The organism is Sphaerisporangium fuscum, assembly GCF_018531465.1.
GTDB classification, from domain to species: Bacteria; Actinomycetota; Actinomycetes; order Streptosporangiales; family Streptosporangiaceae; genus Sphaerisporangium; species Sphaerisporangium fuscum.
Genome location: NZ_JAHDTF010000014.1, coordinates 116,677 through 132,531, shown reverse-complemented (window position 1 = coordinate 132,531; position 15,855 = coordinate 116,677). Strand labels below are relative to the sequence as shown.

The 15,855-nt window shown below is 71.9% G+C and carries 18 protein-coding genes; 5 read left to right on the top strand and 13 right to left on the bottom strand.

Features of this window, described 5'->3' with window-relative positions; translation table 11 throughout:
* Positions 1–4: 4 nt before the first annotated feature.
* The 3 genes from rocD to KIK05_RS18360 form a co-directional block, all read right to left on the bottom strand.
* Positions 5–1,222: an ornithine--oxo-acid transaminase gene (gene rocD / locus KIK05_RS18370; protein WP_214411960.1), complete on the bottom strand. Its 1,218-nt coding sequence runs from the start codon at positions 1,220–1,222 to the stop codon at positions 5–7.
* Positions 1,219–2,019, bottom strand: a complete 801-nt coding sequence (gene ddaH, locus KIK05_RS18365) for a dimethylargininase (protein ID WP_214411959.1) — start codon at positions 2,017–2,019, stop codon at positions 1,219–1,221. The genes rocD and ddaH overlap by 4 nt, the downstream gene beginning before the upstream one ends.
* 196 nt (positions 2,020–2,215) lie before the next feature.
* The gene (locus tag KIK05_RS18360) at positions 2,216–2,686 is read right to left on the bottom strand and encodes an Lrp/AsnC family transcriptional regulator (protein WP_214411958.1); all 471 of its coding nucleotides are present in this window, start codon (positions 2,684–2,686) and stop codon (positions 2,216–2,218) included.
* A gap of 93 nt (positions 2,687–2,779) precedes the next feature.
* Between KIK05_RS18360 and KIK05_RS18355 the strand changes: the two genes are divergently transcribed.
* Both KIK05_RS18355 and KIK05_RS18350 read left to right on the top strand, forming a co-directional pair.
* Positions 2,780–3,538: an ABC transporter ATP-binding protein gene (locus KIK05_RS18355; RefSeq protein WP_214411957.1), complete on the top strand. Its 759-nt coding sequence runs from the start codon at positions 2,780–2,782 to the stop codon at positions 3,536–3,538.
* A gap of 73 nt (positions 3,539–3,611) precedes the next feature.
* Positions 3,612–4,337, top strand: a complete 726-nt coding sequence (locus KIK05_RS18350; protein ID WP_308249981.1) for an ABC transporter permease — start codon at positions 3,612–3,614, stop codon at positions 4,335–4,337.
* A 67-nt stretch (positions 4,338–4,404) separates the two neighbouring features.
* Here the strand turns inward: KIK05_RS18350 and KIK05_RS18345 are convergent, their stop codons facing one another.
* Both KIK05_RS18345 and KIK05_RS18340 read right to left on the bottom strand, forming a co-directional pair.
* Positions 4,405–5,124, bottom strand: a complete 720-nt coding sequence (locus tag KIK05_RS18345) for a DUF5941 domain-containing protein (protein WP_214411956.1) — start codon at positions 5,122–5,124, stop codon at positions 4,405–4,407.
* Positions 5,121–6,689, bottom strand: coding sequence for a CDP-alcohol phosphatidyltransferase family protein (locus KIK05_RS18340; RefSeq protein WP_214411955.1), 1,569 nt, complete (start codon positions 6,687–6,689; stop codon positions 5,121–5,123). Before KIK05_RS18340 ends, KIK05_RS18345 begins: the two co-directional genes overlap by 4 nt.
* 249 nt (positions 6,690–6,938) lie before the next feature.
* On the opposite strand from KIK05_RS18340, the gene recO reads away from it, so the two are divergent.
* A complete protein-coding gene (recO, locus tag KIK05_RS18335; protein WP_214411954.1) occupies positions 6,939–7,667 on the top strand; it encodes a DNA repair protein RecO in 729 nt (242 codons plus the stop codon).
* Between the two features lie 40 nt (positions 7,668–7,707).
* A complete protein-coding gene (locus tag KIK05_RS18330) occupies positions 7,708–8,499 on the top strand; it encodes an isoprenyl transferase (RefSeq protein ID WP_214411953.1) in 792 nt (263 codons plus the stop codon).
* Positions 8,500–8,519: 20 nt separating this feature from the next.
* Here KIK05_RS18330 and KIK05_RS18325 read toward each other — a convergent pair whose 3' ends face one another.
* Entirely contained in the window at positions 8,520–9,068 is a 549-nt protein-coding gene (locus KIK05_RS18325; protein ID WP_214411952.1) for a CGNR zinc finger domain-containing protein, read from the bottom strand.
* Positions 9,069–9,327: 259 nt separating this feature from the next.
* Between KIK05_RS18325 and KIK05_RS18320 the strand changes: the two genes are divergently transcribed.
* On the top strand, positions 9,328–10,323 hold the full coding sequence (locus tag KIK05_RS18320) for a TerC/Alx family metal homeostasis membrane protein (protein ID WP_214411951.1): 996 nt from the start codon (positions 9,328–9,330) through the stop codon (positions 10,321–10,323).
* Between the two features lie 39 nt (positions 10,324–10,362).
* Here KIK05_RS18320 and KIK05_RS18315 read toward each other — a convergent pair whose 3' ends face one another.
* The 7 genes from KIK05_RS18315 to KIK05_RS18285 all read right to left on the bottom strand — a co-directional run bounded on the left by KIK05_RS18315 (position 10,363) and on the right by KIK05_RS18285 (position 15,789).
* Positions 10,363–10,752 (bottom strand): Fur family transcriptional regulator, encoded by a 390-nt coding sequence (locus tag KIK05_RS18315; protein WP_214411950.1) that lies wholly within the window; start codon positions 10,750–10,752, stop codon positions 10,363–10,365.
* Positions 10,753–10,786: 34 nt separating this feature from the next.
* Positions 10,787–11,620, bottom strand: coding sequence for a metal ABC transporter permease (locus KIK05_RS18310; RefSeq protein ID WP_214411949.1), 834 nt, complete (start codon positions 11,618–11,620; stop codon positions 10,787–10,789).
* The gene (locus tag KIK05_RS18305) at positions 11,617–12,441 is read right to left on the bottom strand and encodes a metal ABC transporter ATP-binding protein (RefSeq protein WP_214411948.1); all 825 of its coding nucleotides are present in this window, start codon (positions 12,439–12,441) and stop codon (positions 11,617–11,619) included. The genes KIK05_RS18310 and KIK05_RS18305 overlap by 4 nt, the downstream gene beginning before the upstream one ends.
* The gene (locus tag KIK05_RS18300) at positions 12,438–13,397 is read right to left on the bottom strand and encodes a metal ABC transporter substrate-binding protein (protein WP_214412086.1); all 960 of its coding nucleotides are present in this window, start codon (positions 13,395–13,397) and stop codon (positions 12,438–12,440) included. Before KIK05_RS18300 ends, KIK05_RS18305 begins: the two co-directional genes overlap by 4 nt.
* Before the next feature lie 123 nt (positions 13,398–13,520).
* Positions 13,521–14,129 (bottom strand): response regulator transcription factor, encoded by a 609-nt coding sequence (locus KIK05_RS18295; RefSeq protein WP_214411947.1) that lies wholly within the window; start codon positions 14,127–14,129, stop codon positions 13,521–13,523.
* Entirely contained in the window at positions 14,126–15,259 is a 1,134-nt protein-coding gene (locus tag KIK05_RS18290; protein ID WP_214411946.1) for a sensor histidine kinase, read from the bottom strand. The genes KIK05_RS18295 and KIK05_RS18290 overlap by 4 nt, the downstream gene beginning before the upstream one ends.
* 98 nt (positions 15,260–15,357) lie before the next feature.
* Positions 15,358–15,789 carry a hypothetical protein gene (locus tag KIK05_RS18285; RefSeq protein WP_214411945.1) on the bottom strand — a complete coding sequence of 144 codons (432 nt, stop codon included), beginning with the start codon at positions 15,787–15,789 and terminating at the stop codon, positions 15,358–15,360.
* Between the last annotated feature and the right edge of the window lie 66 nt (positions 15,790–15,855).

The following is a 15,855-nucleotide window of genomic DNA, read 5'->3' as shown; positions in this document are numbered from 1 at the left end:
CGCCTCAGTCCTCCGACAGCTCCGCCAGGGCGGCGGCGAGCTGGTCGACGGCCCAGTTCAGGTCCTCCTCCGAGACCACCAGCGGCGGGGCGAGGCGGATCGTGGAGCCGTGGGTGTCCTTGGCCAGCACACCGCGGCGCATGAGCGCCTCGCACACCTGACGGCCGGTGCCGATCGACGGGTCGATGTCCACACCGGCCCACAGGCCGCGCCCGCGCACCGCGACGACGCCGCCCGTGCCGATCAGGCCGGTCAGCCGCTCGTGCAGCAGCGCGCCGAGCTCCTTGGCCCTGGCCTGGTACTCGCCGGTGCGCAGCAGGCGGATGACGGCGTTGCCGACCGCGCAGGCCAGCGGGTTGCCGCCGAACGTCGAGCCGTGCTGGCCGGGCTTGATCACCCCGAGCACGTCGGCGTCCGCCACCACCGCCGACACCGGGACGACGCCGCCGCCGAGCGCCTTGCCCAGGACGTACATGTCCGGCACCACGCCCTCGTGGTCGCAGGCGAAGGTGTCACCGGTGCGGCCGAGACCCGACTGGATCTCGTCGGCGATGAACAGCACGTTGTTCTCGGTGCAGATCTCCCTGACCTGCTGGAGGTATCCGGCCGGGGGCACGAGCACGCCCGCCTCGCCCTGGATCGGCTCCAGCAGCACCGCCACGGTGTTGGCGTCGATCGCCTCACGGATCGCCTCGGCCGAGCCGTACTTCACGATCGTGAAGCCCGGCGTGGCGGGGCCGAAACCGTCGCGGGCGTCGGGGTCGGTGGAGAAGCTCACGATGGTGGTGGTGCGGCCGTGGAAGTTGTCCTCCATGACCACGATGTTGGCCTGGTCGGGCGCGACGCCCTTGACCTCGTAGCCCCACTTGCGGGCCACCTTGATCGCGGTCTCGACGGCCTCGGCGCCGGTGTTCATCGGCAGGATCATGTCCTTGCCGCACAGGTCGGCGAGCCCCTCGCAGAACTCGGCGAACTGGTCGTGGAAGAACGCCCGGCTGGTGAGCGTCAGCCGCTGAAGCTGCTCCTGGGCGGCCTGGACGATCGCGGGGTTGCCGTGGCCGAAGTTCAGCGAGGAGTAGCCGGCCAGGCAGTCGAGGTAGCGGGTGCCCTCGACGTCGGTGACCCAGGCGCCCCGCGCCTCGTGGACCACGACGGGCAGCGGGTGGTAGTTGTGCGCGCTGCGCCGCTCGCTCAGCTCGATGAGTTCCCGGGTCTTGCTCATGCGCGGATCTCCAGTGTGCAGCACTTGGGACCGCCGCCGGCCTTGCGCAGCTCGCTCAGGTCGACGGGGATGACGTTCAGGCCCCGGCGCTTGAGCTCCAGGGCGAGGTCGCCGGCCTCGACGTTGATCACGACGTTGTGACCGTCGCTGACGGCGTTGAGCCCGAGCACGGCCGCGTCCTCCGCGGAGGCGATGACGGCGTCGGGGAACATCCTCCGCAGCACCTCCTGGCTGCCCGGGGAGAAGGCGCCCGGGTAGTACGCGACGTTGCGCCCGTCGATCGGGAACAGCGCCGTGTCCAGGTGGTAGTAACGGGGGTCGACCAGCTGGAGGGTCACCACGGGACGGCCGAGGAACTCCTGGGCCTCCTTGTGGGCGGTGATCGCGGTACGGAATCCGGTGCCGGCCAGCACCACCTCGTCCAGGGTGAGGAAGTCTCCCTCGCCCTCGTTGGTCTCGGTGGGCTCCATGACCTTCTCGAAGCCGTTCTCGACGAACCAGCGCAGGTAGGCCGGTCCCTCGGCGGCCCGCTCGGCGTTGGCGAACCGGGCGCCGTACACCCGGCCGCCGACGACCAGGGCGCCGTTGGCGGCGAACACCATGTCCGGGAGACCCTCGATCGGGTCGATCAGACTGACCTTGTGCCCGAGCTCCTCGTAGGCGCCCTTCAACCGTTCCCACTGGCTGACCGCGGTGGCGGCGTCGGCCCCTGCCGAGGGGTCCATCCAGGGGTTGATCGCGTACTCGACCGTGAAGTGGTCGGGACGGCACATGAGGTAATGCCGGGTGGGCGCCATGTATCACTCCGTCGGATAACGGCTGGTCAGGGGATGGCTTCAGCGTAGGTACGGCGACGGGTGCGGGCCAGGCGCGGCCATTGCGCGCTTGTGTGGATCGGTTGCGCGCTCACGCCTCTTCGCGGCGATTTATTGCGCGTACCGGCGATGTGGTTTAGGTCGCCCGAAGAGCGCCCCTCCCCAGGTGGAGGGGCGCTCAGTCCTCGGAGGCCGGCCCGCTGCGGACCTGCGGCGGATCGTCGATGAGCCGTGACAGCACGATCGCGCTCTTGGTGCGGACGACGAACGGCTCCGCGGCGACGCGCTCGATCACCTGCTCGACGTGCCGCACGTCCTTGGCCCTGATGTGCAGCAGCGCGTCGGCCTCACCGGTGATCGTGCAGGCGGAGATCACCTCGGGGTGGCGCGTGACGGCCGTGCCGATCTCGGCGGGGGAGGTCTTGCCGCGGCAGAACAGCTCGACGTACGCCTCGGTCGTCCAGCCCAGCGCCGACGGTTCGACGCGGGCGGTGAAGCCGGTGATGGCGCCGTTGCTCAGCAGGCGGTCGACGCGTCGTTTGACCGCGGGGGCGGACAACCCGATCTGGTGGCCGATCTCGGCGTACGTCGATCGAGCGTCCTCGACCAGGGCTCCGACAATCGCACGATCAAGCGCATCCAACTCCACGGTGACCTGTATACAGCCGCGTCGGGCCTCGCACACAGTTAGGGGTCGATTTAAAATTTAAGTGACTCCAAATTTGGTGCTACTGTGCCCAACATGATTCACGCCAGAGGTCTGGCCCGGACCTTCACCACCAAGACGGGTGCCGTCGAAGCCGTCCGGGGCGTGGACCTCGACGTCTCGCCAGGCGAGATCGTCGGGTTCCTCGGCCCCAACGGAGCGGGCAAGACCACCACCCTCCGCATGCTCACCACGCTGCTCCGCCCGACCGGGGGGACGGCCACCGTCGCCGGTCACGACCTGCTCTCCGAGCCGGTCGAGGTACGGCGGCGCATCGGTTACGTCTCCCAGGGCGGCACCGTCGGCCCGCTGGCGCTGATCGGCGAGGAACTCGAGCTCCAGGCCCGCCTGTACGGCCTGCGCCGCACCGAGGCCCGCGCCCGCGTCGCCGAGCTGACGGCGGGCTTCGGCCTGTCCGGCATGGAGGCCCGCCCGGCCGTCACCCTCTCCGGCGGCCAGCGCCGCCGCGTCGACCTCGCCATGGGACTGATCCACCGGCCGCGGCTGCTGTTCCTGGACGAGCCGACCACAGGGCTCGACCCGCAGAGCAGGGCCGACCTGTGGGACCAGATCAGACGGCTGCGCGAGGACGACGGCCTGACCGTCTTCCTCTCCACCCACTACCTCGACGAGGCGGACGCCCTGTGCGACCGCGTGCTGATCATCGACGCCGGGCGCATCGTCAGGCAGGGCGCCCCGGAGGCGCTCAAGGCCGAGATCGGTCCCGGCGCCACGCTCGACGACGTCTTCCTCGCCGTCACCGGCCGCGCCCTGCGTGAGGAGTCCGCCGCATGAATCCCGCCCACCGCCGCCGAGGAAGCCGCGTGATCACCCGGCCCCTGCCCTGCCCCCCGGAGGAGTCCGCCGCGTGAACGCCCTGATCCTGGCCCGTCACGAGATCCGCCTCATCATGCGCAGCAAGCTCGGGATCGTCATGGGGGTCCTGCAGCCCGTGCTGTACCTCGTCCTGTTCGGCCCGCTCTTCGCGCGCAGCGGCGTCGGATCGTGGGACGTCCTCGTCCCGGGGCTGCTGGTGCAGCTCGGACTGCTCAGCGCGGGCATGAGCGGGTTCGGCATCGTCTTCGACAAGCGCTCCGGCGTGCTCGAACGCCTGCGCGTCACCCCGGCGAGCCGTATGTCGCTGCTGCTCGGCCGCGTGACCAAGGACGTCCTCGTCCTGCTCATCCAGGCCGCCGGGCTGGTCGTCCTCGGCTACGCCTTCGGCCTGCGGGCCCCGCTGGCCGGCGTGCTGCTCGGCCTGACGGTCGTGCTGCTGTTCGCGGTGAGCCTGGCCTCGCTGTCGTACGCCGCCGCGCTGACCCTCAACCCCGACCTGTTCGCCCCGATCATGAGCACGGTCCTGGTGCCGCTCATCCTGCTGTCGGGCGCGCTGCTGCCCATGTCGCTCGCCCCGGCCTGGCTGGACGTGCTGTCGCGGCTCACCCCGTTCCGCTACATCGTCGAGGCCCTGCGGGCGTTCTTCGCCGGCTCCTACACCTCGACCGCCGCGCTGCTGGGTGTCGGCGTCACCGCGGTGTTCGCGGTCGTCGCCGTCGCCGTCGGCACGCACCGCTTCCAGCGCGAGAACGCCTGACCGTTCCCCGGGACGCGAGAAGGCCGGTGCGGAGGGTTCTCCGCACAGGCCTTCTCGCGCCGGTCCGTCAGGCCTTCTCGGCCTCGCCGGTGGCCTGCTCCAGGGCGTCCTCGGGGGAGGCCTCCAGGTCGTCGGAGGCCTGGGCCAGGGCGCTCTGCTTGTCGAGCCCCACCCAGCTGGTGATGCTCTCGACGGCGAACAGCACGCCGAGGTAGACGCACATCACGGCGACCACCCAGGTCATCAGGCCGAGCGCCGCGCCGACGCCGAGCAGCAGCAGGCGGACCTCCCAGCCGAGCCCGGCCTGGAACACCCAGGGGGCCGGCCAGATGCTCTGCCGGGTGCGGTACACCGTGTCGTAGGTGTGGTAGCCGACGACGTAGATCAGCACGTACAGCAGCCACTTCGGGCTGCCGGCGGCCAGGCCCAGCACCAGGATCGTCAGGAACTCCGCGCCCCTGATCAGCGGCGGGACCAGCCAGTCGAACCGGCCGAGGTGGTCGCGCGCCGCGCTCGGGACGACCAGGACCACCATCACGAGCACGGGAAGCAGCATGATCGGCCCGGTGCCGGCGTCGAGCAGCCCGGCGACGCCGATCGCCGCCACGGCCAGCAGCGCGACCAGCGCGGCAGGCACCGGAGGCAGGCCGGGCCCCATCTTGCCGCGGAGGAGCGCCACCAGAGGGCCGTCGTCGCGGTAGGCGAGCAGGCGGGCCGTCTGGACGCGCCGGCGCTCCTCGTCGGGGTCGGGGACGGCGGTGGCGGGGGCCTGCGGGTGGGTGATCATGCGAGCGACCTCATGAGACGTCCGGTGAGGGTGTAGGTGGCCGCGACGCAACCCCAGATCACGAGGGTGAGGAACGTGACCCGGGGCTCGAAGAGAGCCGCGGTGATCGCGATGGCGGCGAACCGCTCACCGATGGGGAAGACGATCATCTTGCGGGCCCAGTGGACGGCCCGGAACCGGCCGGCCTTCGTCCACAGCTTGAGCAGCCCCCGCACGCCGGTGCTGCGGGAGACACGGCGCTTCTCCAGCGCGTCGCGCAGCGGACGGTCGTCGGCGACGCTCAGCGCCAGGGTGGGCAGCGGGTTCGGCGGCTTGCGCCGGTTGGCGGCGCCGAAGGAGAAGTCGAGCAGGTGCCGCACGGACTGGACCGACAGCGCGACCAGAGCCAGCGTCCACACGTCGCCCTGGCCGGCGACGACCGAGCCGATGGCGAGACCGGCGAAGACGACGTACTCCTTGGCCCGGTCGAACGTGGCGTCGAGCCAGGCGCCGAGGACGCCGAACTTGCGGGCGTACCGGGCGAGCTGACCGTCGACGCAGTCGAAGACGAACGCGAAGTAGATCAGCAGGCCGCCCGCCACCCAGCCCGCGCGCGTGCCCGTCGCGAAGGCCACCGCCGACAGCACGCCGAGCGCGATCGAGATCAGGGTGACCTGGTTGGGGGTGAGCCCGCGGCGCGCCGCCCAGCGGGCGATGAACCGGGAGTAGGTGCTGACGAAGTAGGTGGTGAAGAAGCCGTCGGCGCCCTTGACCGCGTTGTTCAGGCGCGCGCGGTCCTCGTCGAACTCCGACATGGCGGCCACGGCGGCGTCCGCCTCGGCCTGGGTGCCGACGCGGCTGTAGAAGAGGTCTCTGCGGCCGCGGATGCCGACGGAGACGCCCCGGCGGACCAGGCCGAGCACGAGCAGCTGGACGATGTCGTCCTCGGGGCCGAACAGGTGGGCCATGTCGGCCAGCTCGCGGGCGGCCTCGGCCAGGGTGGCCGCGTGGCGCTGGTGCAGGTGGAGGGGGCCGAGCAGCACGGCGTTCGGGCGGGTCACCGCGTGGTAGGCCGACCCGACCGACACCACGCGGGAGCGGCCGGCGCGTACCCGCACCGGCAGCCCTTCGAGGAAGCGGTCGCCGATCTCGGGCTCGGCCTCCTCGATCGGGATGTCGGGCTGGACCCGCTCGCCGTTCTCGTCCTCCTCGCGCGGCTCCTTGACGATGAGCGCCAGCGCGGCCCGCTTGGCCTTGGTGATCTGGTAGATCAGCTCGTCGTGGACGACGGCGCCGGTGGGCATGAGGAACAGGTTGTCCGTGGCTTCCTCGGCGGCGTCGGCGAGGGCGCGGAGGTCGCTCGCCAGGTCGGGTGACTCCACCACCTGTGCCGGGAACCGCCGGTGGTCGCCGGCCTCGCCCGGGCGCACGATGGCGAGGGGCTCGGGGTCCATCGAGGTGACCTGGCCGTACAGCCGGTCGAGGACCGTGGGCGAGCCGGGGAGCGACGTCAGCGCCAGGTGACCGGGCGGGACGTTCTGTTCGGGAGAGCCGGGCGAGGCGCCCAGCAGGACCACGCGGGTCATGTCACCCTTTCAGGCAGCGTGCAGGGGGCGAAGGCGATCGAAGAGGGGGTGTCGCCAGGGGGCAAAGTTTAGTGACTGTTCTCCCAAAGGATGCCATCCAGGGGCGACCCGAGATCGATTCGTCGCTTAAAGGGCTTCTCTTCCGGTTCCGGCGCCCCCTCCAGCCACATTTCTGGACATGTCCGGCGGGAACGCTCGCCCGGTGGCCGATTCGTCCGCCGAGGGGCGCCGCTTCCCTAGACTGGGCGGGTGAACCTCTACCGCGACGAGGGCATCGTGCTGCGCACCCAGAAGCTGGGAGAGGCCGACCGGATCGTCACGGTCCTGACCAAGCGCACGGGCAAGGTGCGGGGTGTCGCCCGCGGCGTGCGCCGCACCAAATCCAGGTTCGGGGCCCGGCTGGAGCCCTTCAGCCACATCGACCTGCAACTGCACACCGGGCGCTCGCTCGACGTGATCACGCAGGTCGAGACGATCCGGCCGTACGGCGAGGCGCTGGTGTCCGACTACCCGCGCTACACCGCGGGCGTCGCCATGCTGGAGACCGCCGACCGGCTCACCGTGGGGGAGAAGGAGCCCGCGCTCCGGCAGTTCCTGCTGCTGGTCGGCGGGCTGCGCACCCTGGTCGAGGGGGGCCACGAGGCGCGGCTCGTCCTCGACGCCTACTTCCTGCGCTCGCTCGCCGTCGCCGGGTACGCCCCGGCGCTCGACTCCTGCGCCCGCTGCTCGACCCCCGCCATCAGGGCCTTCGCCATCGCCGCCGGCGGCGTGGTGTGCGGCGGCTGCCGCCCGCCGGGCGCGGCCGTGCCCGCCGCCGAGACGATCGGCCTCATGATCGCCCTGACCCGGGGCGACTGGGACTCGGCCGACGCCTCCGAGCCGAGACACCGCACAGAGTGCAGCGGCCTGGTGGCCGCTTACCTCCAATGGCACCTCGAACACGGAATACGCTCGCTACGACACGTCGAGCGCGTCTGACGACGTCCTTCCCAGACTTCACCCACAGGAGACAACACCCGTGAACGTCCGCCCGCCCAGACCGCACCCCTCCGGGGCCGTCCCGCCGGCGATCCCGAGGGACCTCGTCCCCCGGCACGTCGCCATCGTGATGGACGGCAACGGGCGCTGGGCCAAGGCGCGGGGCCTGCCCCGGACCGAGGGGCACAAGGCCGGCGAGGCGTCGCTGTTCGACGTGATCGAGGGCGCCATCGAGCTCGGCATCCCCAACCTGTCGGCGTACGCCTTCTCCACCGAGAACTGGCGGCGCTCCCCGGACGAGGTCCGCTTCCTCATGGGGTTCAACCGCGACGTGATCAGGCGCCGCCGCGACGAGCTGCACGCCATGGGCGTGCGGGTGCGGTGGGCCGGGCGTCCCGGGCGGCTGTGGAAGAGCGTCATCAAGGAGCTGCAGGACGCCGAGGAGATGACGAAGGACAACCGGGTCCTCACGCTCCAGTTCTGCGTGAACTACGGCGGCCGGGCCGAGATCGTCGACGCGGCCGTGCGCCTCGCCCAGGACATCGCCGCCGGTCGGGTCAACCCCGCCAAGGTCTCCGAGCGCGCCTTCGCCCGCTACCTCGACGAGCCGGAGATCCCCGACGTCGACCTGTTCGTGCGCTCCTCCGGCGAGCAGCGCACCTCCAACTTCCTGCTGTGGCAGTCGGCGTACGCCGAGATGGTGTTCCTCAACCAGCTCTGGCCCGACTTCGACCGCCGCGACCTGTGGCAGGCCTGCGAGATGTACGCCAAGCGCGACCGCAGGTACGGCGGGGCCGTGCCCAACCCGGTCGCCGCGCCCGGCCAGGCCTGAGCCGCCCCGCCGGGCCCGCGTCAGGCGCGGCGGCGGGCCCGGTAGGCGGCGACGTGCATGCGGTTGCCGCAGGTGCGGCTGTCGCAGTAGACCCGCGAGCGGTTGCGCGACTCGTCCACGAAGACCTTCTCGCAGTCGGGGGCGGCGCAGGTGCGCATCCGCTCCCACTCGCCCTCCACCAGCAGGTGGGCCAGGGCCACGCCGCAGTCGGCGGCCAGCCGCTCGGCCACCGAGGCGCTCGGGGCGAAGTAGTGCACGTGCAGGGGCCAGCCGTCGTGCTCGGTGAGGTGCGCGGTGATCGGGGTGCGTTCGAGCAGCACGTTCAGCCGCGCGACGGCCGCGGCCGGATCGGGGGCGGCGAAGACGTCGCGGAACGTCTCGCGCAGGGCCCGCACCTGCTCGAGGTCGGCCGGGCTCACGCCGTCGACGCCGCTCAGCTTGTGCCTCTTGACGTAGGCCCCGAGCTCGGCGATGTCGCTCAGGGCGTCGGCGCCGCCGATCTCGGGCGCGCTGTTGACGAGGTCGGCCACGGCGGCGAGCGAGCACACCATGTCATGGGTGAATGGCATGTGGTCTCCTGCTCGGCGGGGCGCGGGCATGGCGGTGAACGATTCCTACGACCAGTATGGCGTGTCCGCCGGGGACCGGCGCCCGGACGCGAGGTGGAGCCGCGGGCCCGGCTTCGGCTAGCCTGGGACGTGCCGAGGGGAGTACTTCGCAAGCGCCGCCCCGGTCAGTACGGACGTCCCAGGGGCGTCCCCGGGCGGCCGCCCCACCACGCGGGTGAAGGAGACCTCGAACGACGACGTGTGCGTTCGAGGAGGTTCCATGCCCGTCCGGGCAGATCTGTCGGCGGCCCCGATCCAGAGCATCGCCTCGCCGAGCCTGTGGGCGATCACGGCGGGGGCGCTGGTGCTGCTGCTGGCGCTCGACTTCGTGCTCACCCGGCGCCCGCACGAGGAGCGGATGCGCGAGGCGGTGGGCTGGTCGGTCTTCTACCTGCTGCTGCCCGTCGGCTTCGGCGCCTACCTGTGGGGCGCCTTCGGCTCCACGCCCGCAGTCGAGTTCTTCACCGGGTACGTCGTGGAGAAGTCGCTGTCGGTGGACAACCTGTTCGTGTTCATGCTGCTGCTGACGGCCTTCGCGGTGCCGAGCGCGCTGGCCCGCAGGGTGCTGCTGTACGGCATCGCGGGCGCGCTGGTGCTACGTGTGATCTTCATCGCGCTCGGCGCCGCCGTGCTGCAGAGCGGCACCTGGGCGTTCCTGCTGTTCGGGGCGATCCTGGTCGCCACCGCCGGGAAGATCCTCAAGGACGCGATGGGCGGGCACGAGCAGGAGGTCGACATCTCCTCCATGCGCATGGTGCGCCTGCTGCGCCGTTTCATGCCCGTCACCGACGACTACCGCGGCACCCGCCTGGTCGTCCGCGAGGGTGGCCGGCGGGCCCTGACCCCGCTGGCGCTGGCCGCGGCGGCCGTGTTCGCCACCGACATCGTCTTCGCCGTCGACTCGGTGCCCGCGGTGTACGGCGTCACCGAGGACCCGTTCATCGTCTTCGCCACCAACGCCTTCGCCCTGCTGGGCCTGCGGGCGCTCTACTTCGTGCTCCAGGGGGTGCTGACGAAGCTGCGGCACCTGAACTACGGGCTGGCCGTCATCCTGGCCTTCATCGGCATCAAGCTGGTACTGCACTGGGCGCACGGCATCTGGACCTGGCTGCCGCAGATCCCCACGCTCGTCTCGCTGGGCGTCATCGTCGGCGTGCTGGCCATCGTCACGGCCACCAGCCTCCACGCCACCCGCCGCGCCCCCGCCCCGGAGTGAGCCGCCGAGCGGAGCGAGGCAGTCAAGCACGAGCACAGCTCAGCCGGCGGATGCCACAGCCCTGCAAGAAGGGCAGGTGCCGAAGACCTCGACGGTGTGGGTGATGGCGGTGAACCCGTGCTCGGCGCCCACCGCCTCGGCCCAGCGCTCCACGGCCGGCCCCGCCACCTCGACGGTGCGGCCGCAGCGGCGGCACACCAGATGGTGGTGGTGGCCGCCGGTGAGGCAGGCCCGGTAGACCGACTCGCCGTCGTCGGTGCGCAGCACGTCCACCTGCCCGGCGCCGGCGAGCGACTGCAGGGCCCGGTACACGGTGGTCAGCCCGATCTTGGCGCCGTCGGCACGCATCTCGGCGTAGATGTCCTGCGCGCTGCGGAAGCCCTCGCTGCGCGCGAGGATCTCCCGCACCGCTTCGCGGCGGCTCGTCATGGAGTGCGCTCCTGTGTGCGAGGTGGCCAGGGGGTCACGGGCCGGCCTGCCGTGCGCGGCCCCGCCTGGTGAATCTACCCACGCCGAGGGCGATCACGAAGCCGAGCAGCGCGAGCAGGACGATGGCCGCGCCGGGCGCCACACTGGCGTAGAACGCGCCGGTGAGCCCGCCGACCGTCGACACCACGCCGATCCCCATCGCCAGGAACATGGTGGCGGTGAAGCCCTTGGTGACCTGCTGGCTGGTGGCGACCGGGACGACCATCAGCGCGCTGACCAGCAGCAGCCCGACCACGCGCATCGCGATCACGACGGTCAGGGCGGCGGTCACCGCGATGAGCAGGCTCAGGAAGCGCACCGGCAGGCCGTTGACCTTGGCGACCTCCTCGTCCTGGCAGAGCACGAACAGCTCGCGCCCGAAGACCGCGACCACGCCCAGCACGAACGCCGCCAGCACCGCGATGACCCACACGTCCTCGGTGGTGACGCTGCTGATCGAACCGAACAGATAGGACGTCAGCGTCGAATTGCTGCCCCCCGGGGCGAGCCCGATCAGCATCACGCCGCCTGCGATGCCGCCGTAGAAGAGCAGGGCGAGGGCGACGTCGCCGGTCGTACGGCCCCGGGCGCGCACCAGTTCGATCGTGATCGCGCCGAGGATCGACACCGCGACGGCGGTGAGCACCGGTGCCGTACCGGTCAGGAAGCCGAGCGCCACGCCGGTCAGCGCCACGTGGCCGATGCCGTCGCCCAGCAGGGCGAGGCGCCGCTGGACGATGAAGGTGCCGACGGCCGGGGCCGCCAGGCCGACGAGCAGCGCCGCGACCAGCGCCCGCGTCATGAAGTCGTAGGCGAAGATCTCGATCACTGCGCGGCTCCGGAGCTCATCGGGCCGCCGGACACGTCGTAGGCATGGACGCGGTCGTGCTCGTGGCCGGGGTGGGGGTGGCAGCCGGGCTCGTCGGGCGGCGCGCCGTCGAAGGCGATACGGCCGTCGCGCAGGACGACCGACCGCGTGATCAGCGGCTCCATCGGCCCGAGCTCGTGCGCCACCAGCAGCACCGTCTTGCCCTGTTTCACGAGGGTTGTGAGGGTGCCGGCGAGCTGCCGCTGGTTCTCGGCGTCGACGCCGGCGGTCGGCTCGTCCATCACGAAGGCGTCGGGCTCGCCCGCCAGCGCGCGGGCGATCAGCACCCGCTGCTGCTGGCCGCCGGAGAGCCGCCCGACGGGGTCGCCGGCCCGGTCGGTGAGGCCGACGGCGTCGAGGGCCCGGGCGACCGCGGAGCGGTCGTCGGCGCTGGTGCGGCGCAGGCGGCGCTGCCGGGCGACGCGGCCGGAGGCCACCACCTCGCGCACGGTGGCCGGGACACCGCCGCCGACCGACAGCCGCTGCGGCACGTACCCGATGCGCCACCAGTCGCGGAACCGGGCGGGCGGCTCGCCGTACAGCTCGGCGGAGCCGGCCGACAGCGGGGTGAGGCCGAGCAGCGCGCGGATCAGGGTGGACTTGCCGGAGCCGTTGGCGCCGAGCACGGCGACCACCTCGCCGGGCGCGATGCGAAGGTCGATGCCGCGCAGGACCGGCCGCCCGTCGAGGCTGACATGGCCGGCGGCCATGGCGAAGGCGGGCGGTGTGACCGCCGGGGACTGTTGCGGCGTCACGCCTGTCGCCTGGACTGAGGGCGTCATGAACATCCAAGTGCGGTGCGAAGGGTGGCGAGGTTCGCGCGCGCGGCGGACAGGTAGTCCCCCGTCTTGGGACGGCTCTCCAGAGGATTGAGAACCGCCGTCTTGGCGCCGACCTCCTTGGCGAGGACTTCGGCGACCTTGGGGCTGACGAGTTCCTCGGTGAAGATGGTAGTCACCTGTTCCCGCTTGGCGACCCCGGCCACTTCGGCGAGCCGCGCGGGGGAGGGGTCGCTCTCGGGGTCGATGCCGCTGATGCCGACCTGCTTGAGCTTGTAGCGGTCGGCCAGGTACCCGAATGCGGCGTGGCCGGTCACGATCGTGTGGCTGCGGCAGGTGGTCAGGCCCTGCTGGAATTCCTTGTCGAGGGCGCCGAGGTCGCCGGCCGCCGCCTGGGCGCGGGAGGTGTACGCGGCGGCGTGGGCGCCGTCGACCTGCCCGAGCTTCTTGCCGAGCTCGGTGACGGCCGTGGCGAGCCTCGCGGGGTCGAGCCAGATGTGCGGGTCGTAGCCGACCTGCTCGTGGGCGTCCTGGTGTTCCGGCTCGCCGGTGGCGGGAAGGGTGGTGACGGTGGAGGCGGCGTCGAAGGCCTTGTCCTGGGCGTGTTCCTGGACGGCCTCGTCGACCGCGGGCTGGACGCCCTTGATGTAGACGATCAGATCGGCCTGCTCGATGTCGGCGATCTGCCGGGGCGTGAGCTCCAGGTCGTGCGGTTCGACGCCCGGCTGGGTGAGGCCGGTGACCGAGACGTCCGTCCCGCCGACCCGGGTCGAGATCCATTCGAGGGGGTAGAAGGCGGCCAGGATCTTCGGCTTGCCCGAGCCCTGCGCCGAGGCGGAGCCGCCCTGCGAGCAGGCGGTCGCGGTGAGCAGCGCGGCGCCGCACAGGAGCGCGGCCAGGGTCTTCGGGCTCAGGTAGCCGGACGGCTTGCGCCGCGTGTACCTGGACGAATAGGGCATCACGCCCTTGAGTATGCGCCAGAATGAAAACCGTTGTCAAAATCGTCCCGGCGCCGGAACCCTCAGAAGGAGAGAGGTGCCGAACGGAGAGAACCCGGCAGAGCCGAATCTTGTTCCAGGTGGCTACAGCCAGCCGCGCTCGTCCGCGACACGCACCGCCTCCATCCGGTTGTGCGCCGAGGTCTTGGCGATGGCCGCCGACAGGTAGTTCCGCACGGTTCCCTCCGACAGGTAGAGCTTGGCGGCGATCTCGGCCACGGTGGCGCCCGAGCGTGCCACGTTCAGCACGTCGCGCTCCCGCGCGGTGAGGGGGGACTCGCCGGCGGCGAGCGTCGCCGCCGCCAGCGCCGGATCGACGACGCGCTCTCCCGCCGTCACCCGGCGGATCGCGTCCGCCAGCGCCTCCGCCGGGGCGTCCTTCACGACGAACCCGACGGCGCCCGCCTCCATCGCCCGGCGCAGGTAGCCCGCCCGGCCGAACGTCGTGAGGATCACGACCCGGCAGCCGGGCACCTGGGCGGTGAGCACCGCCGCCGCGGCCAGCCCGTCGAGCCCGGGCATCTCGATGTCGAGCAACGCCACGTCCGGCCGGTACGCGCGGGCCGCGGCGAGGACCTCGTCCCCCCGGCCCACCGAGGCCACGACCTCGAAGTCCTCCTCAAGCTCCAGCAGGGCCGACAACGCGGTGCGGATCAGCTCCTGGTCGTCGGCCAGCAGCAACCGGATCGTCATGCGCGGCTCCCGTCCGCAGGTTCCAGTGACACTCTCAGCCGCCACCCCCGCGGGGCCGCCGGCCCCGCCTCCACGCTGCCGCCGGCCGCCGCGACCCGTTCCCGCAGCCCGGCGAGGCCGTTCCCGTGGGACGCCGGGCGTCCCACGCCGTCGTCCCGGATCTCCACGTGAGTGGCCGACAGCGTGACGGCGCACCTGGTGGCGCGGGCGTGGCGGACGACGTTGGTCAGGCCCTCGCGCACGACCCAGCCGAACAGCTCCTCGTGGGCGAGGTCGACCACCTCGGCGGCCGTGGGCAGGTCGGCGACGACGCCGGCCGCGCTCAGCAGCTCCCTGCCGCGGGCCAGCTCGCCGGCCAGGGACACCTCCCGGTAGCCCGACACCGCCGCCCGGACCTCGGTCAGCGCCTGGCGCGACAGGCTCTCGACCTCCGCGATCTCGTCGGCCGAACGCGGTGAGCCGCTGGCGGCGAGCCGGCGGGCCAGACCACTCTTGATCGTGATGACGGTGAGCGAATGGCCCAGCAGATCGTGCAGGTCACGGGCGATCCGGGCCCGCTCGGCCTCCGACGCCAGCCGGGCGACCTCGGCCCGCGCCTCCCGCAGCGCGAGGTTGGCGCGGGCGATCTCGGCGAACGCGTAAACGGTCAGGGTGGTGAAGATCATCATGAGCGCCTCCAGCCAGCCGGGCCCGGTGTGCCAGGGGCGCACGGCCCATGGGACGAGAACACAGACCAGCGCGCCGGCCGTCACGATCGCCACTATGTACCGCCGCACGACGACGGCCGTGAACGAGGCGACCACAGCGAACAGATACAGGGCGGAGTTCCGGGCGAAGGGCAGCGCGGCGGCCGACAAAACGGCCATGGCCCCGAGCGACGACCAGAGCCGCGGCAGGTGGCGCCGTACGAACGCGGCACCGGCGAGCACGTAGCACCCGCAGAAGGCCACGACGATCGCGTACCCGGCGACCGCGCCCGCGCCCGCGGAGTTCTGCGCCACGCCGACCGCCGTCACGACCGGGTAGACGAACATCCCGGCCGCCAGCACCATGCGGCGCCATCCCCGGACCCACCGCAGCGGGTCCCCGCCCGCCGCCGGGTCGGCTGGCCCTGTCACGGCCTCGTCCATGACGGGCACGCTAACACCGTCCCGCCCCCGGCGGCCGGACAGCGGGACGACACCGGTGGACCGCGCAGGACCGAGGCCCTTCACGGCCCCGCCCGCGTTCACTTGGCGAACAGCGACCGCAGGTGCCCGCCGTTGACGATCACGGCGACACCCGCCAGGAGCAGGCCGCAGACGCCCTGCTCGATCCTCATCCACAGCGGGAGCAGGCCGGGCAGCGCGATGATGACCGCGATGGCCACCACCATCACCGCCGAGATGATGCGCAGCCGCAGGTACGCCTTACGGGAGCCGCGGGCCGCGCGGAGGGTGAAGGCGAACGTCAGCAGGGCGCTGAGGACGACGATCGTTCCCCGCACCCAGGCCGCGTCGTTCACCGCCGCCCCGTCGTCGCGGAGCAGGGCGATGGTCACCAGGGTGATCACGCTCAGGCCGAGGTAGCCGCCGGCGAGGAGCTTGAGGTTGCGGAACGCCCGCAGAGCGCGCGGATGGTCCAGACCCGTCGCGAGGGGGTCTCTGTCAGAAGCTTTCATGCAGGCAATGCTGGCCGCCGGCCACCCGGCCGGGGCAGTGAGATCGCCCATCACTCGTCCATGACA

What these genes read in the sequence shown, in the direction of transcription:
- KIK05_RS18285 (WP_214411945.1), bottom strand. Translation starts at nt 15,789, where the DNA reads ATGAAAGCTTCTGACAGAGACCCCCTCGCGACGGGTCTGGACCATCCG.
- KIK05_RS18340 (WP_214411955.1), bottom strand. Translation starts at nt 6,689, where the DNA reads ATGACCCGCGTGGTCCTGCTGGGCGCCTCGCCCGGCTCTCCCGAACAG.
- ddaH (WP_214411959.1), bottom strand. Translation starts at nt 2,019, where the DNA reads ATGGCGCCCACCCGGCATTACCTCATGTGCCGTCCCGACCACTTCACG.
- KIK05_RS18355 (WP_214411957.1), top strand. Translation starts at nt 2,780, where the DNA reads ATGATTCACGCCAGAGGTCTGGCCCGGACCTTCACCACCAAGACGGGT.
- KIK05_RS18345 (WP_214411956.1), bottom strand. Translation starts at nt 5,124, where the DNA reads ATGATCACCCACCCGCAGGCCCCCGCCACCGCCGTCCCCGACCCCGAC.
- KIK05_RS18320 (WP_214411951.1), top strand. Translation starts at nt 9,328, where the DNA reads ATGCCCGTCCGGGCAGATCTGTCGGCGGCCCCGATCCAGAGCATCGCC.
- KIK05_RS18295 (WP_214411947.1), bottom strand. Translation starts at nt 14,129, where the DNA reads ATGACGATCCGGTTGCTGCTGGCCGACGACCAGGAGCTGATCCGCACC.
- KIK05_RS18305 (WP_214411948.1), bottom strand. Translation starts at nt 12,441, where the DNA reads ATGACGCCCTCAGTCCAGGCGACAGGCGTGACGCCGCAACAGTCCCCG.
- KIK05_RS18300 (WP_214412086.1), bottom strand. Translation starts at nt 13,397, where the DNA reads ATGCCCTATTCGTCCAGGTACACGCGGCGCAAGCCGTCCGGCTACCTG.
- KIK05_RS18290 (WP_214411946.1), bottom strand. Translation starts at nt 15,259, where the DNA reads ATGGACGAGGCCGTGACAGGGCCAGCCGACCCGGCGGCGGGCGGGGAC.
- KIK05_RS18315 (WP_214411950.1), bottom strand. Translation starts at nt 10,752, where the DNA reads ATGACGAGCCGCCGCGAAGCGGTGCGGGAGATCCTCGCGCGCAGCGAG.
- KIK05_RS18325 (WP_214411952.1), bottom strand. Translation starts at nt 9,068, where the DNA reads ATGCCATTCACCCATGACATGGTGTGCTCGCTCGCCGCCGTGGCCGAC.
- rocD (WP_214411960.1), bottom strand. Translation starts at nt 1,222, where the DNA reads ATGAGCAAGACCCGGGAACTCATCGAGCTGAGCGAGCGGCGCAGCGCG.